This is a genomic window from Mycobacterium sp. SP-6446 (genome assembly GCF_001954045.1).
In the GTDB taxonomy this organism is placed as follows: Bacteria; Actinomycetota; Actinomycetes; order Mycobacteriales; family Mycobacteriaceae; genus Mycobacterium.
This window is the reverse complement of sequence record NZ_MBEM01000124.1, coordinates 95266-111112: the sequence shown is the minus strand read 5'-3', so window position 1 is coordinate 111112 and position 15847 is coordinate 95266. Positions and strand designations below refer to the sequence as shown.

14 protein-coding genes and 1 tRNA gene are annotated in these 15847 nt (G+C 62.0%); 7 read left to right on the top strand and 8 right to left on the bottom strand.

The features are described 5' to 3' along the window. Positions 1–12: 12 nt before the first annotated feature. Complete coding sequence (locus A5736_RS10810) at positions 13–609, bottom strand: 5-formyltetrahydrofolate cyclo-ligase (RefSeq protein WP_076246122.1); 597 nt, start codon at positions 607–609, stop codon at positions 13–15. Positions 610–685: 76 nt separating this feature from the next. On the opposite strand from A5736_RS10810, the gene A5736_RS10805 reads away from it, so the two are divergent. The 6 genes from A5736_RS10805 to A5736_RS26310 all read left to right on the top strand — a co-directional run bounded on the left by A5736_RS10805 (position 686) and on the right by A5736_RS26310 (position 5456). After that, positions 686–1594: a UTP--glucose-1-phosphate uridylyltransferase gene (locus tag A5736_RS10805; protein WP_076246120.1), complete on the top strand. Its 909-nt coding sequence runs from the start codon at positions 686–688 to the stop codon at positions 1592–1594. 52 nt (positions 1595–1646) lie between these two features. After that, positions 1647–2933, top strand: a complete 1287-nt coding sequence (gene glp, locus A5736_RS10800; RefSeq protein WP_076246119.1) for a gephyrin-like molybdotransferase Glp — start codon at positions 1647–1649, stop codon at positions 2931–2933. Between the two features lie 21 nt (positions 2934–2954). After that, on the top strand, positions 2955–3608 hold the full coding sequence (locus A5736_RS10795) for a GNAT family N-acetyltransferase (RefSeq protein WP_076246148.1): 654 nt from the start codon (positions 2955–2957) through the stop codon (positions 3606–3608). A gap of 167 nt (positions 3609–3775) precedes the next feature. After that, the gene (glpR, locus tag A5736_RS10790; protein ID WP_139333248.1) at positions 3776–4768 is read left to right on the top strand and encodes a gephyrin-like molybdotransferase receptor GlpR; all 993 of its coding nucleotides are present in this window, start codon (positions 3776–3778) and stop codon (positions 4766–4768) included. A gap of 50 nt (positions 4769–4818) precedes the next feature. Beyond that, positions 4819–4891, top strand: a tRNA-Ala gene (locus A5736_RS10785). A 223-nt stretch (positions 4892–5114) separates the two neighbouring features. Beyond that, complete coding sequence (locus A5736_RS26310) at positions 5115–5456, top strand: hypothetical protein (RefSeq protein ID WP_076246116.1); 342 nt, start codon at positions 5115–5117, stop codon at positions 5454–5456. Between the two features lie 489 nt (positions 5457–5945). On the opposite strand, the gene A5736_RS10775 is transcribed toward A5736_RS26310, so the two are convergent. The 7 genes from A5736_RS10775 to A5736_RS25940 form a co-directional block, all read right to left on the bottom strand. Next, positions 5946–8360, bottom strand: a complete 2415-nt coding sequence (locus tag A5736_RS10775; RefSeq protein WP_083667320.1) for a S8 family peptidase — start codon at positions 8358–8360, stop codon at positions 5946–5948. Continuing rightward, entirely contained in the window at positions 8347–9285 is a 939-nt protein-coding gene (locus A5736_RS10765) for an AAA family ATPase (protein WP_083667318.1), read from the bottom strand. The genes A5736_RS10775 and A5736_RS10765 overlap by 14 nt, the downstream gene beginning before the upstream one ends. A gap of 50 nt (positions 9286–9335) precedes the next feature. After that, entirely contained in the window at positions 9336–9566 is a 231-nt protein-coding gene (locus tag A5736_RS25945) for a hypothetical protein (protein WP_139333247.1), read from the bottom strand. Beyond that, positions 9560–10027 carry a hypothetical protein gene (locus A5736_RS10760; protein WP_076246109.1) on the bottom strand — a complete coding sequence of 156 codons (468 nt, stop codon included), beginning with the start codon at positions 10025–10027 and terminating at the stop codon, positions 9560–9562. Before A5736_RS10760 ends, A5736_RS25945 begins: the two co-directional genes overlap by 7 nt. A gap of 1302 nt (positions 10028–11329) precedes the next feature. Then, positions 11330–12475 carry a ferritin-like domain-containing protein gene (locus A5736_RS10755; protein WP_076246107.1) on the bottom strand — a complete coding sequence of 382 codons (1146 nt, stop codon included), beginning with the start codon at positions 12473–12475 and terminating at the stop codon, positions 11330–11332. Then, positions 12472–14055 (bottom strand): GMC oxidoreductase, encoded by a 1584-nt coding sequence (locus tag A5736_RS10750; protein WP_139333246.1) that lies wholly within the window; start codon positions 14053–14055, stop codon positions 12472–12474. Before A5736_RS10750 ends, A5736_RS10755 begins: the two co-directional genes overlap by 4 nt. Then, positions 14052–14576 (bottom strand): hypothetical protein, encoded by a 525-nt coding sequence (locus tag A5736_RS25940; protein ID WP_139333245.1) that lies wholly within the window; start codon positions 14574–14576, stop codon positions 14052–14054. Before A5736_RS25940 ends, A5736_RS10750 begins: the two co-directional genes overlap by 4 nt. A 658-nt stretch (positions 14577–15234) precedes the next feature. Here A5736_RS25940 and A5736_RS10740 point away from each other — a divergent pair. Further along, positions 15235–15708, top strand: a complete 474-nt coding sequence (locus A5736_RS10740) for a 6-carboxytetrahydropterin synthase (RefSeq protein WP_083667314.1) — start codon at positions 15235–15237, stop codon at positions 15706–15708. The last annotated feature ends 139 nt before the right edge of the window (positions 15709–15847 follow it).

The following is a 15847-nucleotide window of genomic DNA, read 5'->3' as shown; positions in this document are numbered from 1 at the left end:
CTGTGAAGTGTCTCATTCCCTGGTGGGAGGCAGCGCGACGAGACCACCCCCCGGCGTGAGTGCATGGGTCATCGGCACGTCGTGCGGCTCGGCGGGCAACTCGTCGAGGAACTCGGTGTCGCGCACCATCGCGATCAGCTGTGCTTGCGGGTTCCGGCCGTCCAGCGAGCGGTCGTAGAAGCCGCGGCCGCGGCCCAGCCGCGCGCCGCGACGGTCGACCGCCAGCGCCGGGACGATCACCAGGGTGGCCTCGGCCAGGGCCGACTCCGGCAGCCAGGGCTCGGGCGGCTCGAGTAGGCCCCAGCGGCCGGAAACCAGTGCGCCCGGCCGGTATTCGCCCCACCGCAGCCGCATCGGGGTGCCGTCGGCGGTGGTGCGCGCGATCGGCAGCAGCACCCGCGCTCCCCGGCGCACCAGCATGTCCAGCATGTCGATCGAGCCGGGTTCGGTGCCGACGGGTGCGTACGCGCAGACGGTGCTGCAATTGCTGACCACGGGCTCCAGCCGCTCGGTGAGCAGCCGGGCCTCGGCGGCCCGAACGTCCTCGGCAACCCGCTCCCTGGCCGCCAGCAGCCGTTGCCGCAACGCGGCCTTGCCCGGGGTCGCCATGGCTCAACGATGACAGCCCGGCCTGTCGCGCCGCCACAACAAGGCCGCAGACTCCGTGGGGGCTATCGTTTGAACGATGTCACGCCCAGAAGTCCCGGTGCCGTTCACGGCGATCGTCCCCGCGGCCGGCCTGGGCACGCGCTTCCTGCCGGCGACGAAAACGGTGCCCAAGGAGCTGCTGCCCGTCGTCGACACGCCCGGCATCGAGCTGGTCGCGGCCGAGGCTGCCGGCGCCGGCGCCGAGCGCCTGGTGATCATCACCTCCGAGGGCAAGGACGGCGTCGTTGCGCATTTCGTCGAGGACCTGGTGCTCGAGGGCACGCTCGAGGCGCGCGGCAAGAAAGCCATGCTGGACAAGGTGCGTCGGGCGCCGCAGCTGATCAAGGTCGAGTCCGTCGTGCAGGCCGAGCCGCTCGGTTTGGGACACGCCATCAGCTGCGTGGAGCCCACGCTGGCGGCCGACGAGGACGCCGTCATGGTGTTGCTGCCCGACGACCTGGTGCTGCCGACCGGCGTGCTGGAGACAATGTCGAAGGTGCGCGCCGACTACGGCGGCACGGTGTTGTGCGCCATCGAGGTGACGCCCGAAGAGATCAGTGCCTACGGGGTTTTCGACGTCGAGCCGGGCCCCGGCGACAACCCGGACGTGTTGAAGGTCAACGGGATGGTCGAGAAGCCCAAGCCCGAGGACGCGCCGTCTATGTATGCCGCGGCCGGCCGTTACGTGCTCGACCGCGCCGTCTTCGATGCGCTGCGCCGGATCGACCGCGGGGCCGGCGGTGAAGTCCAGCTGACCGACGCGATCGCGCTGTTGATCAAAGAGGGCCATCCGGTCCATGTCGTCGTGCATCGCGGATCTCGACACGACTTGGGAAATCCCGGCGGCTACCTCAAGGCTGCGGTTGACTTTGCATTGGATCGTGACGACTACGGCCCGGAATTGCGGCGGTGGTTGGTGGCGCGATTGGGCCTGACCGAGCAGTAGCGGGCCCGGCGACGCACGGTCCCGTCAGGCTTGAGGGCAGAGAGGCGCGCTTGTGCGTTCTGTGGAGGAGCAGCTGGCCCGGATAACGGCCGCCGCGGTGGCCCCGCGTCCGATACGGGTCGCCATCGCCGAGGCGCAGGGATTGATGTGCGCCGAAGAGGTCGTCACCGAACGGCCGCTGCCCGGGTTCGACCAGGCCGCCATCGACGGCTACGCGGTGCGCAGCGTCGACGTGCTGGGCGTGGGCGAGCTGGGAACCGAGGGTGTCGACGATGCCGGCGAGCCGCTCGCCGACGAGGATGCCCGCGACGGACTGGTCCTGCCGGTGATGGGAACCATCGAAGCCGGCGCCCGTACCCCCAGCCGGCTGCAGCCGCGCCAGGCCGTCCGGGTGCACACCGGCGCCCCGCTGCCCACGCTGGCCGACGCGGTCCTGCCGCTGCGGTGGACCGACGGCGGAACCTCGCGGGTGCGGATTCTGCGGGGCGCACCGTCGGGCGCCTATGTGCGCCGCGCCGGGGACGACGTGCAGCCCGGCGACGTTGCCGTGCGCGCCGGAACGATCATCGGCGCGGCCCAGGTGGGGCTGCTGGCGGCGGTCGGCCGGGACCGGGTGCTGGTGCACCCGCGCCCGCGGTTGTCGGTGATGGCCGTGGGCGGCGAGCTGGTCGACATCACGCGGACCCCGGGCAACGGGCAGGTCTACGACGTCAACTCCTACGCGCTGGCGGCCGCGGGCCGCGATGCCGGGGCGGAGGTCAACCGCGTCGGGATCGTCAGCAACGACCCCAAAGAGCTGGGGGAGGTCGTCGAGGGTCAGATCAATCGCGCCGAGGTCGTCGTGATCGCCGGCGGGGTCGGCGGCGCGGCCGCCGAGGCGGTGCGCTCGGTGCTGGCCGAGCTCGGCGAGATGGAGGTGGTCCGCGTCGGCATGCATCCCGGATCCGTCCAGGGCTTCGGGCAGCTGGGGCGCGAGGGTGTGCCGACGTTTCTGCTGCCGGCCAATCCGGTCAGCGCGCTGGTGGTCTTCGAGGTGATGGTCCGCCCGTTGATCCGGCTGTCGCTGGGCAAGCGGCAGCCGATGCGCCGGATCGTGCAGGCGCGCACGCTGTCGCCGATCACGTCGGTGGCCGGGCGCAAGGGCTACCTTCGCGGTCAGCTGATGCGGGATCAGGACACCGGTGAGTACCTCGTGCAGGCGCTGGGCGGGGCCCCGGGAACGTCGCATTTGTTGGCGACGCTCGCCGAAGCCAATTGCCTGGTTGTGGTTCCCAGTGGCGCCGAGCAGATTCGTACCGGTGAGATCGTCGACGTCGCCTTCCTGGCTCAGCGTGGCTGAGTGCAACGTCTGCGCCCGCCCGTGAACCTGTTGCGCACCAATGCCCGGCATCCCGGTTGGCCCTTGGACGTTGGGCCGCTGCGGGTAGCCGCGGGCGTGGTCCGCTTGCGTGCGGTGCGGATGCGCGACGGCGTGCAGTGGAGCCGCATCCGGTTGGCCGACCGCGCGCACCTGGAGCCGTGGGAGCCCAGCGCGGACGGCGATTGGGCGACCCGGCACGCGGTATCGGCGTGGCCCGCGCTGTGTTCCGGCCTGCGCTCGGAGGCCCGCAAGGGGCGCATGCTGCCGTACGTGATCGAGCTCGACGGGCGGTTCTGCGGACAGCTGACCATCGGCAACGTCACGCACGGCGCGCTGCGCTCGGCGTGGATCGGCTACTGGGTGCCGCGATCGGCGACCGGAGGCGGGGTGGCCACCGCGGCGTTGGCGCTGGGTCTCGACCACTGCTTCGGGCCGGTCATGTTGCATCGGGTGGAGGCCACCGTGCGTCCGGAGAACGCCGCGAGCCGGGCCGTGCTGGCCAAGGTCGGGTTCCGGGAAGAGGGTTTGCTGCGCCGCTATCTGGAGGTGGACCGCGCGTGGCGCGACCACTTGTTGATGGCGATCACCATCGAAGAGGTGTACGGGTCGGTGGCCTCCACCCTGGTCCGCTCGGGGCACGCGAGTTGGGCGTAATCCGGCGTTCGCGGCTGCTTTGGGGTTGTGGCTAGCGCGACACGAGTGACGTTTGGTGCTTGTAGGGGGCAAATTACAGGTGTGTAATTGTGCTGGTCGCTGGGACCCGGCCGCGCAGGCCGCCGATGAGCCTCGCGGGGGATCCAGGCCAGAAGGAGCAGGTCATCATGCCAAGCATCCCGCAATCGTTGCTGTGGATCTCGCTCGTGGTGCTGTGGCTGTTCGTTTTGGTGCCGATGCTCATCAGCAAACGCGACGCTGTGCGCCGCACCAGCGACGTCGCGTTGGCGACGCGGGTGCTCAACGGTGCCGGATCCCGTCTGCTCAAACGCACGGGTCCGGCTTCGGGTCATCGCAGCGACCCCGATTGGAAGCCGGAGGAAAACGTCGCTGACGACGACTTCGCCGACGACGAGGACGCGGAGACTGAAGAGTTCCCGGATGCACGCCCGGTCGTCCTGAAGGTCGAGGTCGCCGAGGAGGCCGAGCCCGACTACCTGGATGTCGACGTCATCGAAGATTCGGGTGCCCTTCCGGCCGGCGCCAGCGCTGCCGACGAGGCCGATGCCGTCGACGAGGCCGACGCCGAGGATGAAGAGGCCGACGACGACGAGCAGGACGACCGCTACGAATACGTCGACGACTCTTCTGGATTGGAGCCGGAAGAGGATCCCGAAGACGACGCGGAAGCGCGGGCGGCCGTCGCATCCCCGGGCTTACGCCGGCAGCGTCGATACGACTCCAAGACCGCCGCAGCGGTCAGCGCCCGCAAATACGCTTTCCGCAAGCGCGTGCTGATGGTGATGGCGGTCGTGTTGGTCGGCTCGGCGACGGCCGCGTTCAAGGTGTCGCCGACCGCGTGGTGGGTGTGCGGCAGCGCCACCGGGGTGACGGTGCTTTACCTCGGCTATCTGCGCCGGCAAACCCGCATCGAGGAGAAGGTGCGTCGGCGCCGGATGCAGCGGATGGCCCGCGCGCGGCTGGGCGTGGAGAACGCATACGAGCGTGAGTACGACGTGGTGCCCTCGCGGTTGCGGCGCCCGGGTGCGGTGGTCTTGGAGATCGACGACGAGGACCCGATCTTCGAGCACCTCGACTACGCGATGCCCATGCGGAACTACGGGTGGCCCAGGGACTTGCCGCGAGCCGTCGGCGAGTAGTCCCTGGCGGTGCTGGCGCTGCCCCGGAACTGGTAGCCTGCTAGCGATCAGGGGCTATGGCGCAGTTGGTAGCGCGACTCGTTCGCATCGAGTAGGTCAGGGGTTCGAATCCCCTTAGCTCCACAACGTGATGTGGCCATGTGAGCGTGGTCGTTGTGTTCGCCGACTACCTTGGCGGTTCGCTCCGGTACGCAGTGGGACGCAGAAATCCCCGACATTCTTGAAGACCGAGTGGCCAGCGCCTGGACGGTCATCAGCGCTACTGACCGTCGGCGCGTCCACGCGGGTCCTTCGTGGAGGTTCTGGCATCAGCTCGATCGCTTCCGCACTGGACGCGGGTGCTGGCATGACCGACGGGTTTCGTGTCGAGCGCCTCAGCTACAACTCGCCCTTCTACATCGTTTTCAGCAGTATCACCGCTGCAACCACATCGGCCGCCTTCGCGATCGCGAACCTCTACGGGCGGGTTCAGGATTTACGGGTGCAACGCGCGGAGGCCGACATCAGGGTGGAAGTGCTCCGGCAGACGTTAAACGCACTCAAAGCTGATCAAGACGAACAAGCAGAGCTGACGAAGTCCGCGAAAGATCTCGGGAACGAGCGGAAACGGATCAAAGTTATCACCACAGTAAACCGCGCTGCCGAGATAGTCGCCAAGGCGGATGATATCCATGTCGAGCGTCAATAGGTGTCGGGCATCCATCGCCGGTGTGCTAACACCTGCCATCTCCTGGATGCGTGACAACTCGCGAGACTCCCGGGCACGCAGCGGATTTGATCGCAGCATCGAGCGGTCGGCAACCTCGTCTAAGTGCTCGTCGAAGAGGTCCACGTAAACCTGAGCGGCATTGACGCCTTGGCGTGTCCGAGCATCGCTGGACGGCCTTCACGTTGGCGACGGTGCTGATCGCCAGACTGGCCGCCGTATATCGCAAGCAATCGGCGTGATCGACGGGAACACGCCGTCGGCTTTCTGGCACTTCTGCACCGCCGGGTCGAACGCCCGCACGCGGCCACTTCGAGTTGCGCAAGACGCCGCCGCGCATACCGGTAGTCCGTTTGTTTCCGTCAGCAACGGCGCCTGCCCGCAGGGTTACCCAGGGCGGACTATGACGGAACCGCAGTTCACGTTGCTTCGGGTGGCGCGGTCGCGTAGCGACCGACGAAAGCTGAAGCACTAGAACTGGACGCGAGCGCGGGCTTCGAGTTCGATGCGAACCTCAGTCTGCAGCTCGGCGTATAGGTTCTCGCCTCGCTCAACTGGGAGTGTCGCAGTAATGGCGTAGGGCTGTGGCGGAGAATCTGGGTCGATCCACTTATTCAAACTGCGTACGACTACGAACCAGTCGTCATGGAACTTCTCTTGAGGCCGGCTTGACCACTTAATCGAGCCTACTTGCAAGGTGCCCTTGCTCCGTGCGGTCCGCGTAGGGCGAAGTTTGATTTCGTAGTCGCCGAGTTTGCCGCCTTCGGGGTCTTCTATGCCGGCCGCGGCGATTTCAAACAAGTCGACGACACGGACGCCGCGCACCACGATAAAGTCCATTTCGTACGCCAGGTAATCAAACCGGCGGTGCCGCACAGGTGGGTCAAAGGCCAAGGCAACAGTGAGCGCCCGCGGTCCTGGAATGTCAGTAAAGCATTGAGTCATTGGCAGTCGATACACATGGAATGAATCTGGGCGGACAGTGTCTTCCGCGTACAGGACAACACGATTGGAGGTGGATATGCCCGCTCGCTCCCAGCTCGGCTCTCCGTATCCACACAGTGAGTTCGCGACTTTCTCTTGCTCGTCGAACAGCTCGAGATGGCCAAGTAAAGCCTCGTCGTGTACGGCACTTTGACCGATAAGCGCTCGTATCGCGTTCGCGGACAGGCTGGGATAGGTCGCCTGCAAACGCCCGGCAAGGTGTGCGACTGCGGGCGCGGCCAGGCTAGTACCGACGGACGTCCCGAATAGAGCGCTCGGAAAGCGAGCTGAAGTCGAGACAATTTCAACGGCAGGATCCGACATGAGGACACCTGTCGCTTGGTCGAACACCCAGTTCCCACCCTGAGCTACGACTTCTGGCTTTATCGCATCTCGCACGCCGGGTCCGCTCCGCGTGTACGGAGCTGGTCCAGGCGCTCGGCCAACGGCTACTCGGCCAAGAGTCGTCCCTTCCGACATCGGCGTCAGACCGTCTACATCCACGATTGCGCCCACCGTCAACGCAAGTGCGCTCTGTGCTGGATCGATGATCTGGTGGCCGGCGTCGGTCAGGTACAGCGGCCAAGTGGCGAGGATTGTGGCTGCGGGAATGAGTTGGTGCGGTTCAATATTGCCAGCCGACACGACGAGCAGTAACCGATAGCGCCGGGCCAAGGTATCGAGTTCCGCTGCGAGAGGCGTTGATTTGCCGCCCCTATATGGCGAGTCGCTATCTCCGAAGGACAGGTTGATGACCCGGCATTCCAACTCTTCAGCTAGGTAAACGATCGCCTCGGCGATCGATGCAATCCAACTGCGATTAGACGGCGGACGGCCTTCGTCATCAAGTACACGGACACTAGCGAGCCAGAACGGGGCTTGAACCTCGCCATGCCTAACAGCGGTGAGCACGTCGCCGAAAAGCAGTAGTCCGGCAACAGCCGTTCCGTGTCCGTGGGCGTCCTCCCCCTGATTGCCGAAGGCTGGATCCAGCGCAGCCACGTCAACTATTGCCGGACGAATCAGGGGGTGGCCCGCCCTCACACCAGTGTCGATCATCCCGACAACGGGCGCGTCTTCGGGCGGGCTGGGAAGGTCGTCGGGCAACGAGCCGACGTCTTGAAGGGTGGCGAGTTCGTCGGGTCTCAGCCTGGGGGCGGGGATCGCATCTACAAGGCTTACCTGGTCAAGTTCAGCAACGCCCAACGCAACATCTCGGTTTCCGCGTACGCGAGCGAGTACCACCGCAGCGCGGACTCCGACGTAGTCATCGACCCACGTGCCGCCCAGGGCGCGAACTCTCGACCTTGCTTCATCAAGCCAGTCTTCGCGGACCGCGGGATCGGAGTGGAACCACAGTTCTACGTCGTATTCATGAATCGCGTCAGGCGCTTCGTCTAGAACTTCCGTAAGACGGTCGCTGACTCGATCGGCGGGTTCGAGTGTTCGAAACTCGTCAATTGCGTCGAAGAAGTCCTCGTACAGAGCCGGCAGCTCTTCGTCTTGTTCTGGACCAGCGGGCTTGTCTGGTGGGCGTTCGCGAGGGCCTGCCGCATACTGGTTTAGACGGTCAAGAAAGCGCTGGAGATCTGTTCGGGCAGCGAAGGCGACTGCGGCGTGCCGGTCGCTTGAGTCCAACAGCGTGAGTCCAGCCGGACGCCACGCCTCATCAGCGATTCTCCGGTTCAGTTTGAACCGCAACATCAATTTGGGGTCGAAATCGGGGCGCTCCGTCTGGCGAGCCCGCAGGGCGTCGATCGATTGCCGCGCATCGTCTTCCAATTTGTGCGCATGGGCTGCGGCGGTATAGTGCGGACTCCGTGGTACGTAGCGCTTAATTTTGCGGCGCGCTTGTGCAGGGCGAGGCACGCGCGCCATCTGGATGTGATCAGGTACTGGCATTGGCGGCGGCGGCTCGCTTATTAGCAAGGTTGGCGGCGACCAACAATTCGTTTGTGGTCAATGGGCTATCCGGTTGGAATAGCAGGTGACGCCGGTAAGCGTTGGTCACGATTGCGCTCACATCTGCATGAGTGAGCCCGCGGCATGCGGCGGCAACAGCCTCGACATCTAAGCCTCGCTCACGAGGTATTGATCGCAATTTGAGGCGAAGTAGTGCGCGAATGTCATGGACGTTCGGAGGGTTGTACGGGATCACTTCGTCGAAGCGGCGCCAAGCGGCGAGGTCAAGCAGTGCGGGATGATTCGTTGCAGCGACAAGCACACTGGGGCCGACGAATGCATCGATCTGCTGCAAGAACGTCGTTACGACGCGGCGAAGCTCACCGTGATCGGTGCCTTCCGAACGTTCTGTTCCGATGGCATCGAACTCATCGAATAGCACGACGAAATTCTCCTGCGACGCGATCGCGAAAATTGCAGCAAGGTTACGAGCTGTGTCACCTAAAAGCGATGAGACAAGGCTGCTTAGGTTCACCGTGGCCAACCGGCGACCAAGTTCATCGGCTAATGCCTCGGCGGTTGCTGACTTACCGGTGCCGGGCGGGCCCACCAGGAGGAACCGCCGTCGTGGGCTAACGCCGTGATGGACGAGGAAATCCTCCCTCCGCATCTCCAGATGAACCTCGCCGAATAAGCGGCGCGTTGATTCGGGCAACAAGAGGTCACCGAAGCCGATTACGGGGTCTGTGACGGTTATGAGGTCAGAGACAGGTTGATCGTGCGGCAAGGCACGCAAGCGGTGCGTGGAACGGGCGGTTGATGCGCGGCGACGGCCTGCTGGCATGAGCGGTGAATCAGCGTCGAGGGTAGTTGCCGGGCTGAGTCCGCCGTACTCACGGAGTAGATCGCCCTGCCCCACCTTCACAGCCTCCAACCGTACGTCAACTAACGAGAGATGCCGTGTATTAGAGCCGGCTAATGAGCTTTGATTCGCCCGACCACATCGGTAAATACGTCTACGCCATCAATGCGGTGAGGGATAGCTAGGCCTGAGACGGGCAGCAGTAGATTCACTTTCACTGCCCAGCCTCCGTCGTGACGCATCAGCCCGATGCCGTTTACTTCGCTGACCGAGGCCAGCCGCTCGCCAAGTTTGTCTTTGACGGCGCGTGCCTGAGTAATTTCTGCGGCCACGGCAATCACCACAGGCTCTCGATTGACAACTGTCCAAACACAACTCCCAGCGGATTCGCGTAAGTCACACCAACCCCGTCTGGTCCGCCGTACTCACTACCGGCAAAGAGGAGTCCAACACCTGAACGAGAGGCTGAGTCGATGACTAGCGAGCCTGAGTCTCCACCCTCGCTGAACGGGCAACCGTCGGTACCAGAAATCTCGATCTGACCGTCGAAGCGCATCAGTCCAGTCGAGAAGCTCACCACCACGTCGTCAACTTCGATGGCAGTGATGCGTCCATGCGTCAATCCGGTCGTTCGCCCCACCTTTACAACATCCTCCACAGTCTCAACGTCGGCAAGTCCACTGATACTTCCGAGTGTCGGAAAAGTCGACTTGAACTTGACGCCGTCGTCGATCAGCGCGACGGCGGCATCGGCGACATTTGCCCGGCTCGGATGCAAGTGAACGAAGTCCTCCAGAGCCGCCACCCGATCCTTCTCAGGTGTCCCTCCGTCGAGAGATCCTGGCTGCAGTATTGGATCACCAACATCCCCCCGGTTCTCGTCTGCCAAGACATGGTTGTTTGACAGAATCCTCGGTCGAGAATCTGCGCGCATTCGAACGATCGCGCCGAGTGTGCCCGCTGTGATGGCGTAGTGACCTACTGAAAAGCCTGGCTGTATTGGACGGACGCGACGTCTGTATCGCGTTTCGACTCCACTTGGCTGCTTGGACAGCAGACCAACATATTGGACGTCGGCCTCTCCTTTTGCCGCTTCTAGGATCGCGTTGACTCGGCTCCCGGAAAGAAAGTCTCGATGCTGGATACGTACTGCTAAGCGATAGTCATTTGCTGCCTTGCCTCGCGCGACACCGAGTGCAATGCCCGGCTGGACGCGTCCTACGTCGGCCGTCCGCTCCGCGGCCACACTGACTATCGGCGCTTGCTGAGGAAGCAGACCGCCCGGTCGTGGGGTAGGCCCAACAAGTTCGGCCTTGAGCTCTCGGACGGACTCAATTCGCACGGGGTTTCCTTTCGGACCCAGGGAACCGCAGGGACATCTCGGAAGGGTACCCTCGCTCGCGCTGCATGAGCTCGCCATAGGCATCGGAGCGAATATCAACCTTTACACGGTAGGACGTTACCGACCGTTCGGGTGTCTCTCGCCGCATGTCGTGACGCGGCGTGTCTCGGGCTTCAGTGGGCCTGCCGGCCGAACCACGTAATTGAGTGCTGTGCCGCATCCTCGGGCCCGGCGGACGATGCGCATACCGATATGGGCCGAGGTGACGAACTCGGCGCACTGCGGATCGGCAGCCGACAAGCCAATACGCAGCCACTACGCAGTAGCGCTTCCCGAGACTTTAGGAAACCAACACAAACAACCAGTCATCTGTCGGTTTCTCCGACAGCCAACAGAGCTTGACAGTGCAAACGCCCAGATCGACTCGTTCGCAGCGAGTAGGTCAGGGGTTCGAAGCCGCTGGAGAATGCTCACTGGGATGCTGGATGAAGACGAGTGACTCACCTTTTGCAACTAGGCCATCTGGGAATTGTGCGTATGGATGAGATCCAGATAGCCGGTCTCTTTACTTTAGATCTAAGACGGCCCAGGATTATCGAGCGGAGGCGTGCCAGCTTGTTGTCAACCCTCCATTCGGCTATCACGCCGACGGCAAATTATATCCGCTCCGCTCCATCTACGAGCGAACAGAGTAGAGCCGCGCAGACGCTCTTCCGGTGCTGTAGTGCCCCAGCAACTTATGCCAATTTGCTTGGCCCGCACTGGTCAGGGACAGTAGCGGAAACTCGGGCAATAGCCTCGTCCGTCGGGAGTGCCGATGTGCATTATCGTTTGCGCGAGTGAGCCCAGGTCAAACATCAGCTCGAGAGCCCTCATGAAAGACTTGTCGCCACCCTCGAGCCAGCTCCCCTCCAGGAATCGCAACATCTGCGAATACGTCGCTTCAAACTTCTCGCTCGCTTTGCGCACCTCCTGGGGCGCTGCGAGTCCATATCCGTTTGGTGACGCTGGTGCGAGCGTAAAAACCGGCGGCGCCGGAATCGGACGTGCTTTGCATAGTTCTTTATTCTCTTCATCCCAGACGAGTTCGGTAAGCATCGCGAGTGATTTAAAACGGTAGTAATGAGAGAGATACTGCGGGCCTCGCCTATAAGGGACGCCGCCGGTAGCACCTTCGCCTTGCTCCATGATGAGAGTCAGTGCTTCTTCGACGTCATTGAGATCCGTCATTACGAGCCACGCGAATGGTCCCGCGATTTGCCATTTCGGATTGAGTTTTAGCGGCTTGTCTTTGATGGACGCGATAAGAGTTGAATAGAAGGCCCCAATCGTTTTGTCACCCTCAACGGGAAATGTTTCCAGGGGCTCATCTTTGATGCGAGTGGGCACCTCCGGACGTTCGATCTCCATGAACGTCTTGAGCGCGTCAGGTCCATACCCCAAAAGCTGTAATTCGAGCTCGGGATGTACGTCGCCCGGTAATCGTCGGGGAAATTGCGGAACTACCGCACCGGTCAGTACCGGTCTTTCCCCAAGCGCGGAGAGTAGATTGCAAAGCAAAGCCAGATGAAGCATCTCTTCGTGGACCACCGCCCGCATCGACTTCGCGACTGGGTGGGCTTGGTCGATGATTGACCATAGCGCCGTGAGGTACAGCGGGATCGTCACAAATTCGATCTGCACAGCACTGCGCAGCGATTTTTTGAGTAAAGGCGGGTATGGATCCTCGGGTATTGGCACCGAGCCCGGAGCCCCGCCAAATTGGGCGTACTGGATTTGCAACGGAAACGTTGGCTCAATTCTAGAAAACTGGATTCCTTCGAGCCCAGTAGTGTCGCGGTCGGGGTGACTCACATGTGCTTTGAGCCGTTCAGTGAGGTCGCCGATGTCGAAATCGATTTCGTTGTTCATTGGAGCCCGCTTTGGCCGAGATGCGAGCCTAGCCTCAGGGCAAGGGCTGCCAGAGTCAACGTCGGATTGACCGCGGCAGCATTCGGCAGCACGGCGTTCGAACATACGAAGAGATTGTCGATGTCGTGCACTGCAAGATCCGCGTTGGTCACGCTCGAGTCGGGACTGTGCCCCATCCGACACGTGCCGGAAGCGTGATCACCTCGGGGGTATTCCAGGCGGGTTTCTTCCCGTTGGTAGTCGAGCTTTTTAAGACATCGAAAGAGCTCGTCTTGCGCGCGCCTAACCCTGTTGAAAAATTCCGGTGGTTCACGTCGTGAGAAATTGATCCGTGTCTTGGGCAGGCCGAACTTCCCGATACCAGGCGCCAGCGTCAGTCGATTCTGAGGGTCGCCGAATTCTTCGATAAACGCGCTCAGCCCCGCTCGACTCTCTCCTGTGAGAATCTTGTCGATGTCGTCGCGTGTCCTGCAGTTGATCATATGTTTCTCGAATTCGAATTTAGGTAAGGAACGGTTGTTAAAGACGAACATCTTGCCCTCCGCCTGCCGTCCCTCCGTGTCCCAACTGCGCGACATGAGCGTCGGGAAGTCGTACTCCTGGAAGAGCCGATCGGAATTATCTTTGCGCTTGCCCTCGACGCTGAAAAGCAGGTGTGTGACTATATGACGTCCGACCTGGTCATAGCGATTGCCGAGTCCCGTCGGCCATTCGGGCGATACTGACGCGAGGAGTAGTTTGGTCGATTCATATGTGCCGGCGCAAACGATCACGTTGTTTGCGTAGGCAGTGCTCCGCTCGCCGGTCGACAAGTTGAGGTACTCAACTCCTTGTACGCGATTGCGCTCGGCAACGATGCGCCTGACTGGCGAATTAGTCTTGAGCACGAAATTGCGGTGCGCGGACTCGAACAGCAAGGTATCCATGTGGTCTTGCGCCGAGTACCGCGCACTTATAGGGCAATACTTGCAGGTACCCGTCGTCATGCAGCGCTTGAAGCGTGCAATTGGCATGTGCGCGGGCGTGAGGCCGATTTCCCCGAAAGCGCTGGCTAACTTCGATTCGTGAGCAGTCCATACGTAGGGCGGAAGGGGGTAGTTGCAGCCGCGCCTCGGCCCTTCTTTGTCACTGTCGTCTCCACCGACTGCGAGCACTTGCTCCGCGAGCCCGTACCAGGGCTCGAGTGTGTCGTAGTCGAACGGCCAGTCAGCCCCTCGTCCTGTGTTCGTGCGACATCTGAAATCTTCTTCCTTGAACCGTAATGACCAACCACCCCAGTGCATGGTGGAGCCGCCGTATGCGCGAACTCGCGATTCCCGGAAGATCCAGGGTGTGTTGCCGGTAGAGAAACTCTCTTGGTCCGAGCCGTCGTCGTCGGTGTCGACGTCATACGTTCCGGAGTAGGGGGTCCTGCGGCCAAGGACTAGGTCCCACCAGCTTCGGCGGTCGCGTGACGGAATGCGCTCGCCGGCTTCGAGGACGAGAATCGATACCAGCGGATCGGCCTCCAGCAGGCGATCACAAACGAGCGTCGCTGCAATGCCGCTGCCTACGATCACGTAATCGTAGTCGCGGCTCAATTTCCAGCTCCTGTCCTGACAGGAGGCCACTCGCGGAACCGCGAGCCACCCATGAAGCCCGTGTAGTTTCGGGCATCCTTCACGAAACGTCGGAACCCTCCGGTGACGACAAAACAAGTGATGAAGTCGTTGGCCACATAGAACTTGGCATGAGCCAATCGAGTCGTGGCCTGACTCACCTCCGTGACCTTCGTGTCCCCGTAGATTTTTGCTATCGCTTTATCTTGGCCGCCGAGCTTCTTGGCCAGCGCCTTGAACACGCACTCGGCGTTGAGGTATTCGCCGCGGTAGTCAGGCGTCCCGGAGCTTCTTGCCTCGAGCATGTCGAGCCAACGACTGCGCAGCAGTTCGACATCCCAACTCCGCCGACGTTCAATATCACTCGGGTCCTCGAGAAGTCGCCAGTGCTTCGCTATTCCGCTGAACATTATCCAAAGTTCATCGATCTGTGCCCCCGTTAGGGGGTCGTTGGGAGGAGGGAGTATTGCGATGGGTAACGGCTCGTCCCAGTAGTTGCTCATGTGGAGCAGCTTCCTAATGCGCCAGAGAAGCTCCCTAATACGCAAACGAATAGCTGTGGACACCCAACTGGCACGGCAGTTACTTTGGGGCACGTGCCTAGTATCACGCCCTTGAGATGAAGTTTGAAGGAAATTCACAATCCTCGCCGCGTCCGCGACCGCTTCACCTCCGTCGCGAGCCCTGTCCGCACCGTACCGAAGCCACGTTGTTGGGGTGCCAGCGTGGTTCGGGAATGCTTTGACGCCGGTGACCAGCGGCACCCTGACCACTTGGCGAGTAAAGGCTAGGTCTGCGGTGATGTCGTTGCCTGGGGGAAGCCGGCAAGCTTTCGGCTCACGGTGCGAGGGCTTCGCTGCTGAAGTGTCTCGCCCGAGGCCGACTTCCAACCCGCTACCCTTTCCAACACTAATCAGAAAGTCTTTTGTCGGTCCTCTCATCCGACCTGCCGAGCGCGGCGTCAAGTGAATCGACGGTAGCGAAGGGACCTGTAGACGCGGGGGACACCTAGGGCCGTAGCACTCAGGCGGCCAGGATTGGTGTAGTGCGGTCGACCTCTGTGTGTGCAGGAAACCAGCCATGAAACTGGCCTGCTGGCAAGATCGCCATAATCAAATTCGCGGTGGTTGCGTAACTCTCTTTAGCAGCTAATATCGTCTCGTGACCGACGCAACGGTTGGTTCTTGGGACCACCCTAGTGTATATACGGCGAGGAAGCGGTGGGACGACCTTTCGTGCGTTCACAGGAATTGGCGTGGCACAGATCGTCTGCGGGTACTGCATGGATACGCGAGGAGCGTTGAAATTGAGTTCACTGCCAATGCCCTTGATGCTTCGGGAGTTGTTATCGATTTCTCTGCGATGAAATCGATTCAACAAGTTCTTGAACAACAGTTCGATCACACCCTACTCGTGGCGCGCGATGATCCACTCTGCAATAAATTGATGGAGTTAGAGCAGGATGGTGCGGCTAATGTCAAGGTCATGCCGGACACAAGTTTGGAGGGCTCAGCCAAGTGGGTCGCCGACACGGTGTCCGTCATTCTCAAGCGCGAGACCGCGGACCGTGTCCGCATTGCCAGAGTTGAGATGCGAGAGAGTCCGAAGAATGCGGTCTATCTCCGCTTAAATTGAAATTCTCTTCTCGGCAAAATAGTGCGAGCGTAAATCAAAGGTCCTTGAATTGGTCGTCGGTGTTGAAGCGATTTCGCAATAGGTGGACGACGTCCTGCTTCACCTGCGGCACGTGGACCGAGGGTGGGGGCAGGTGGCC

What these genes read in the sequence shown, in the direction of transcription:
- A5736_RS10810 (WP_076246122.1), bottom strand. Translation starts at nt 609, where the DNA reads ATGGCGACCCCGGGCAAGGCCGCGTTGCGGCAACGGCTGCTGGCGGCC.
- A5736_RS10775 (WP_083667320.1), bottom strand. Translation starts at nt 8,360, where the DNA reads ATGCCAGTACCTGATCACATCCAGATGGCGCGCGTGCCTCGCCCTGCA.
- A5736_RS26310 (WP_076246116.1), top strand. Translation starts at nt 5,115, where the DNA reads ATGACCGACGGGTTTCGTGTCGAGCGCCTCAGCTACAACTCGCCCTTC.
- A5736_RS10805 (WP_076246120.1), top strand. Translation starts at nt 686, where the DNA reads ATGTCACGCCCAGAAGTCCCGGTGCCGTTCACGGCGATCGTCCCCGCG.
- glpR (WP_139333248.1), top strand. Translation starts at nt 3,776, where the DNA reads ATGCCAAGCATCCCGCAATCGTTGCTGTGGATCTCGCTCGTGGTGCTG.
- A5736_RS10755 (WP_076246107.1), bottom strand. Translation starts at nt 12,475, where the DNA reads ATGAACAACGAAATCGATTTCGACATCGGCGACCTCACTGAACGGCTC.
- A5736_RS25940 (WP_139333245.1), bottom strand. Translation starts at nt 14,576, where the DNA reads ATGAGCAACTACTGGGACGAGCCGTTACCCATCGCAATACTCCCTCCT.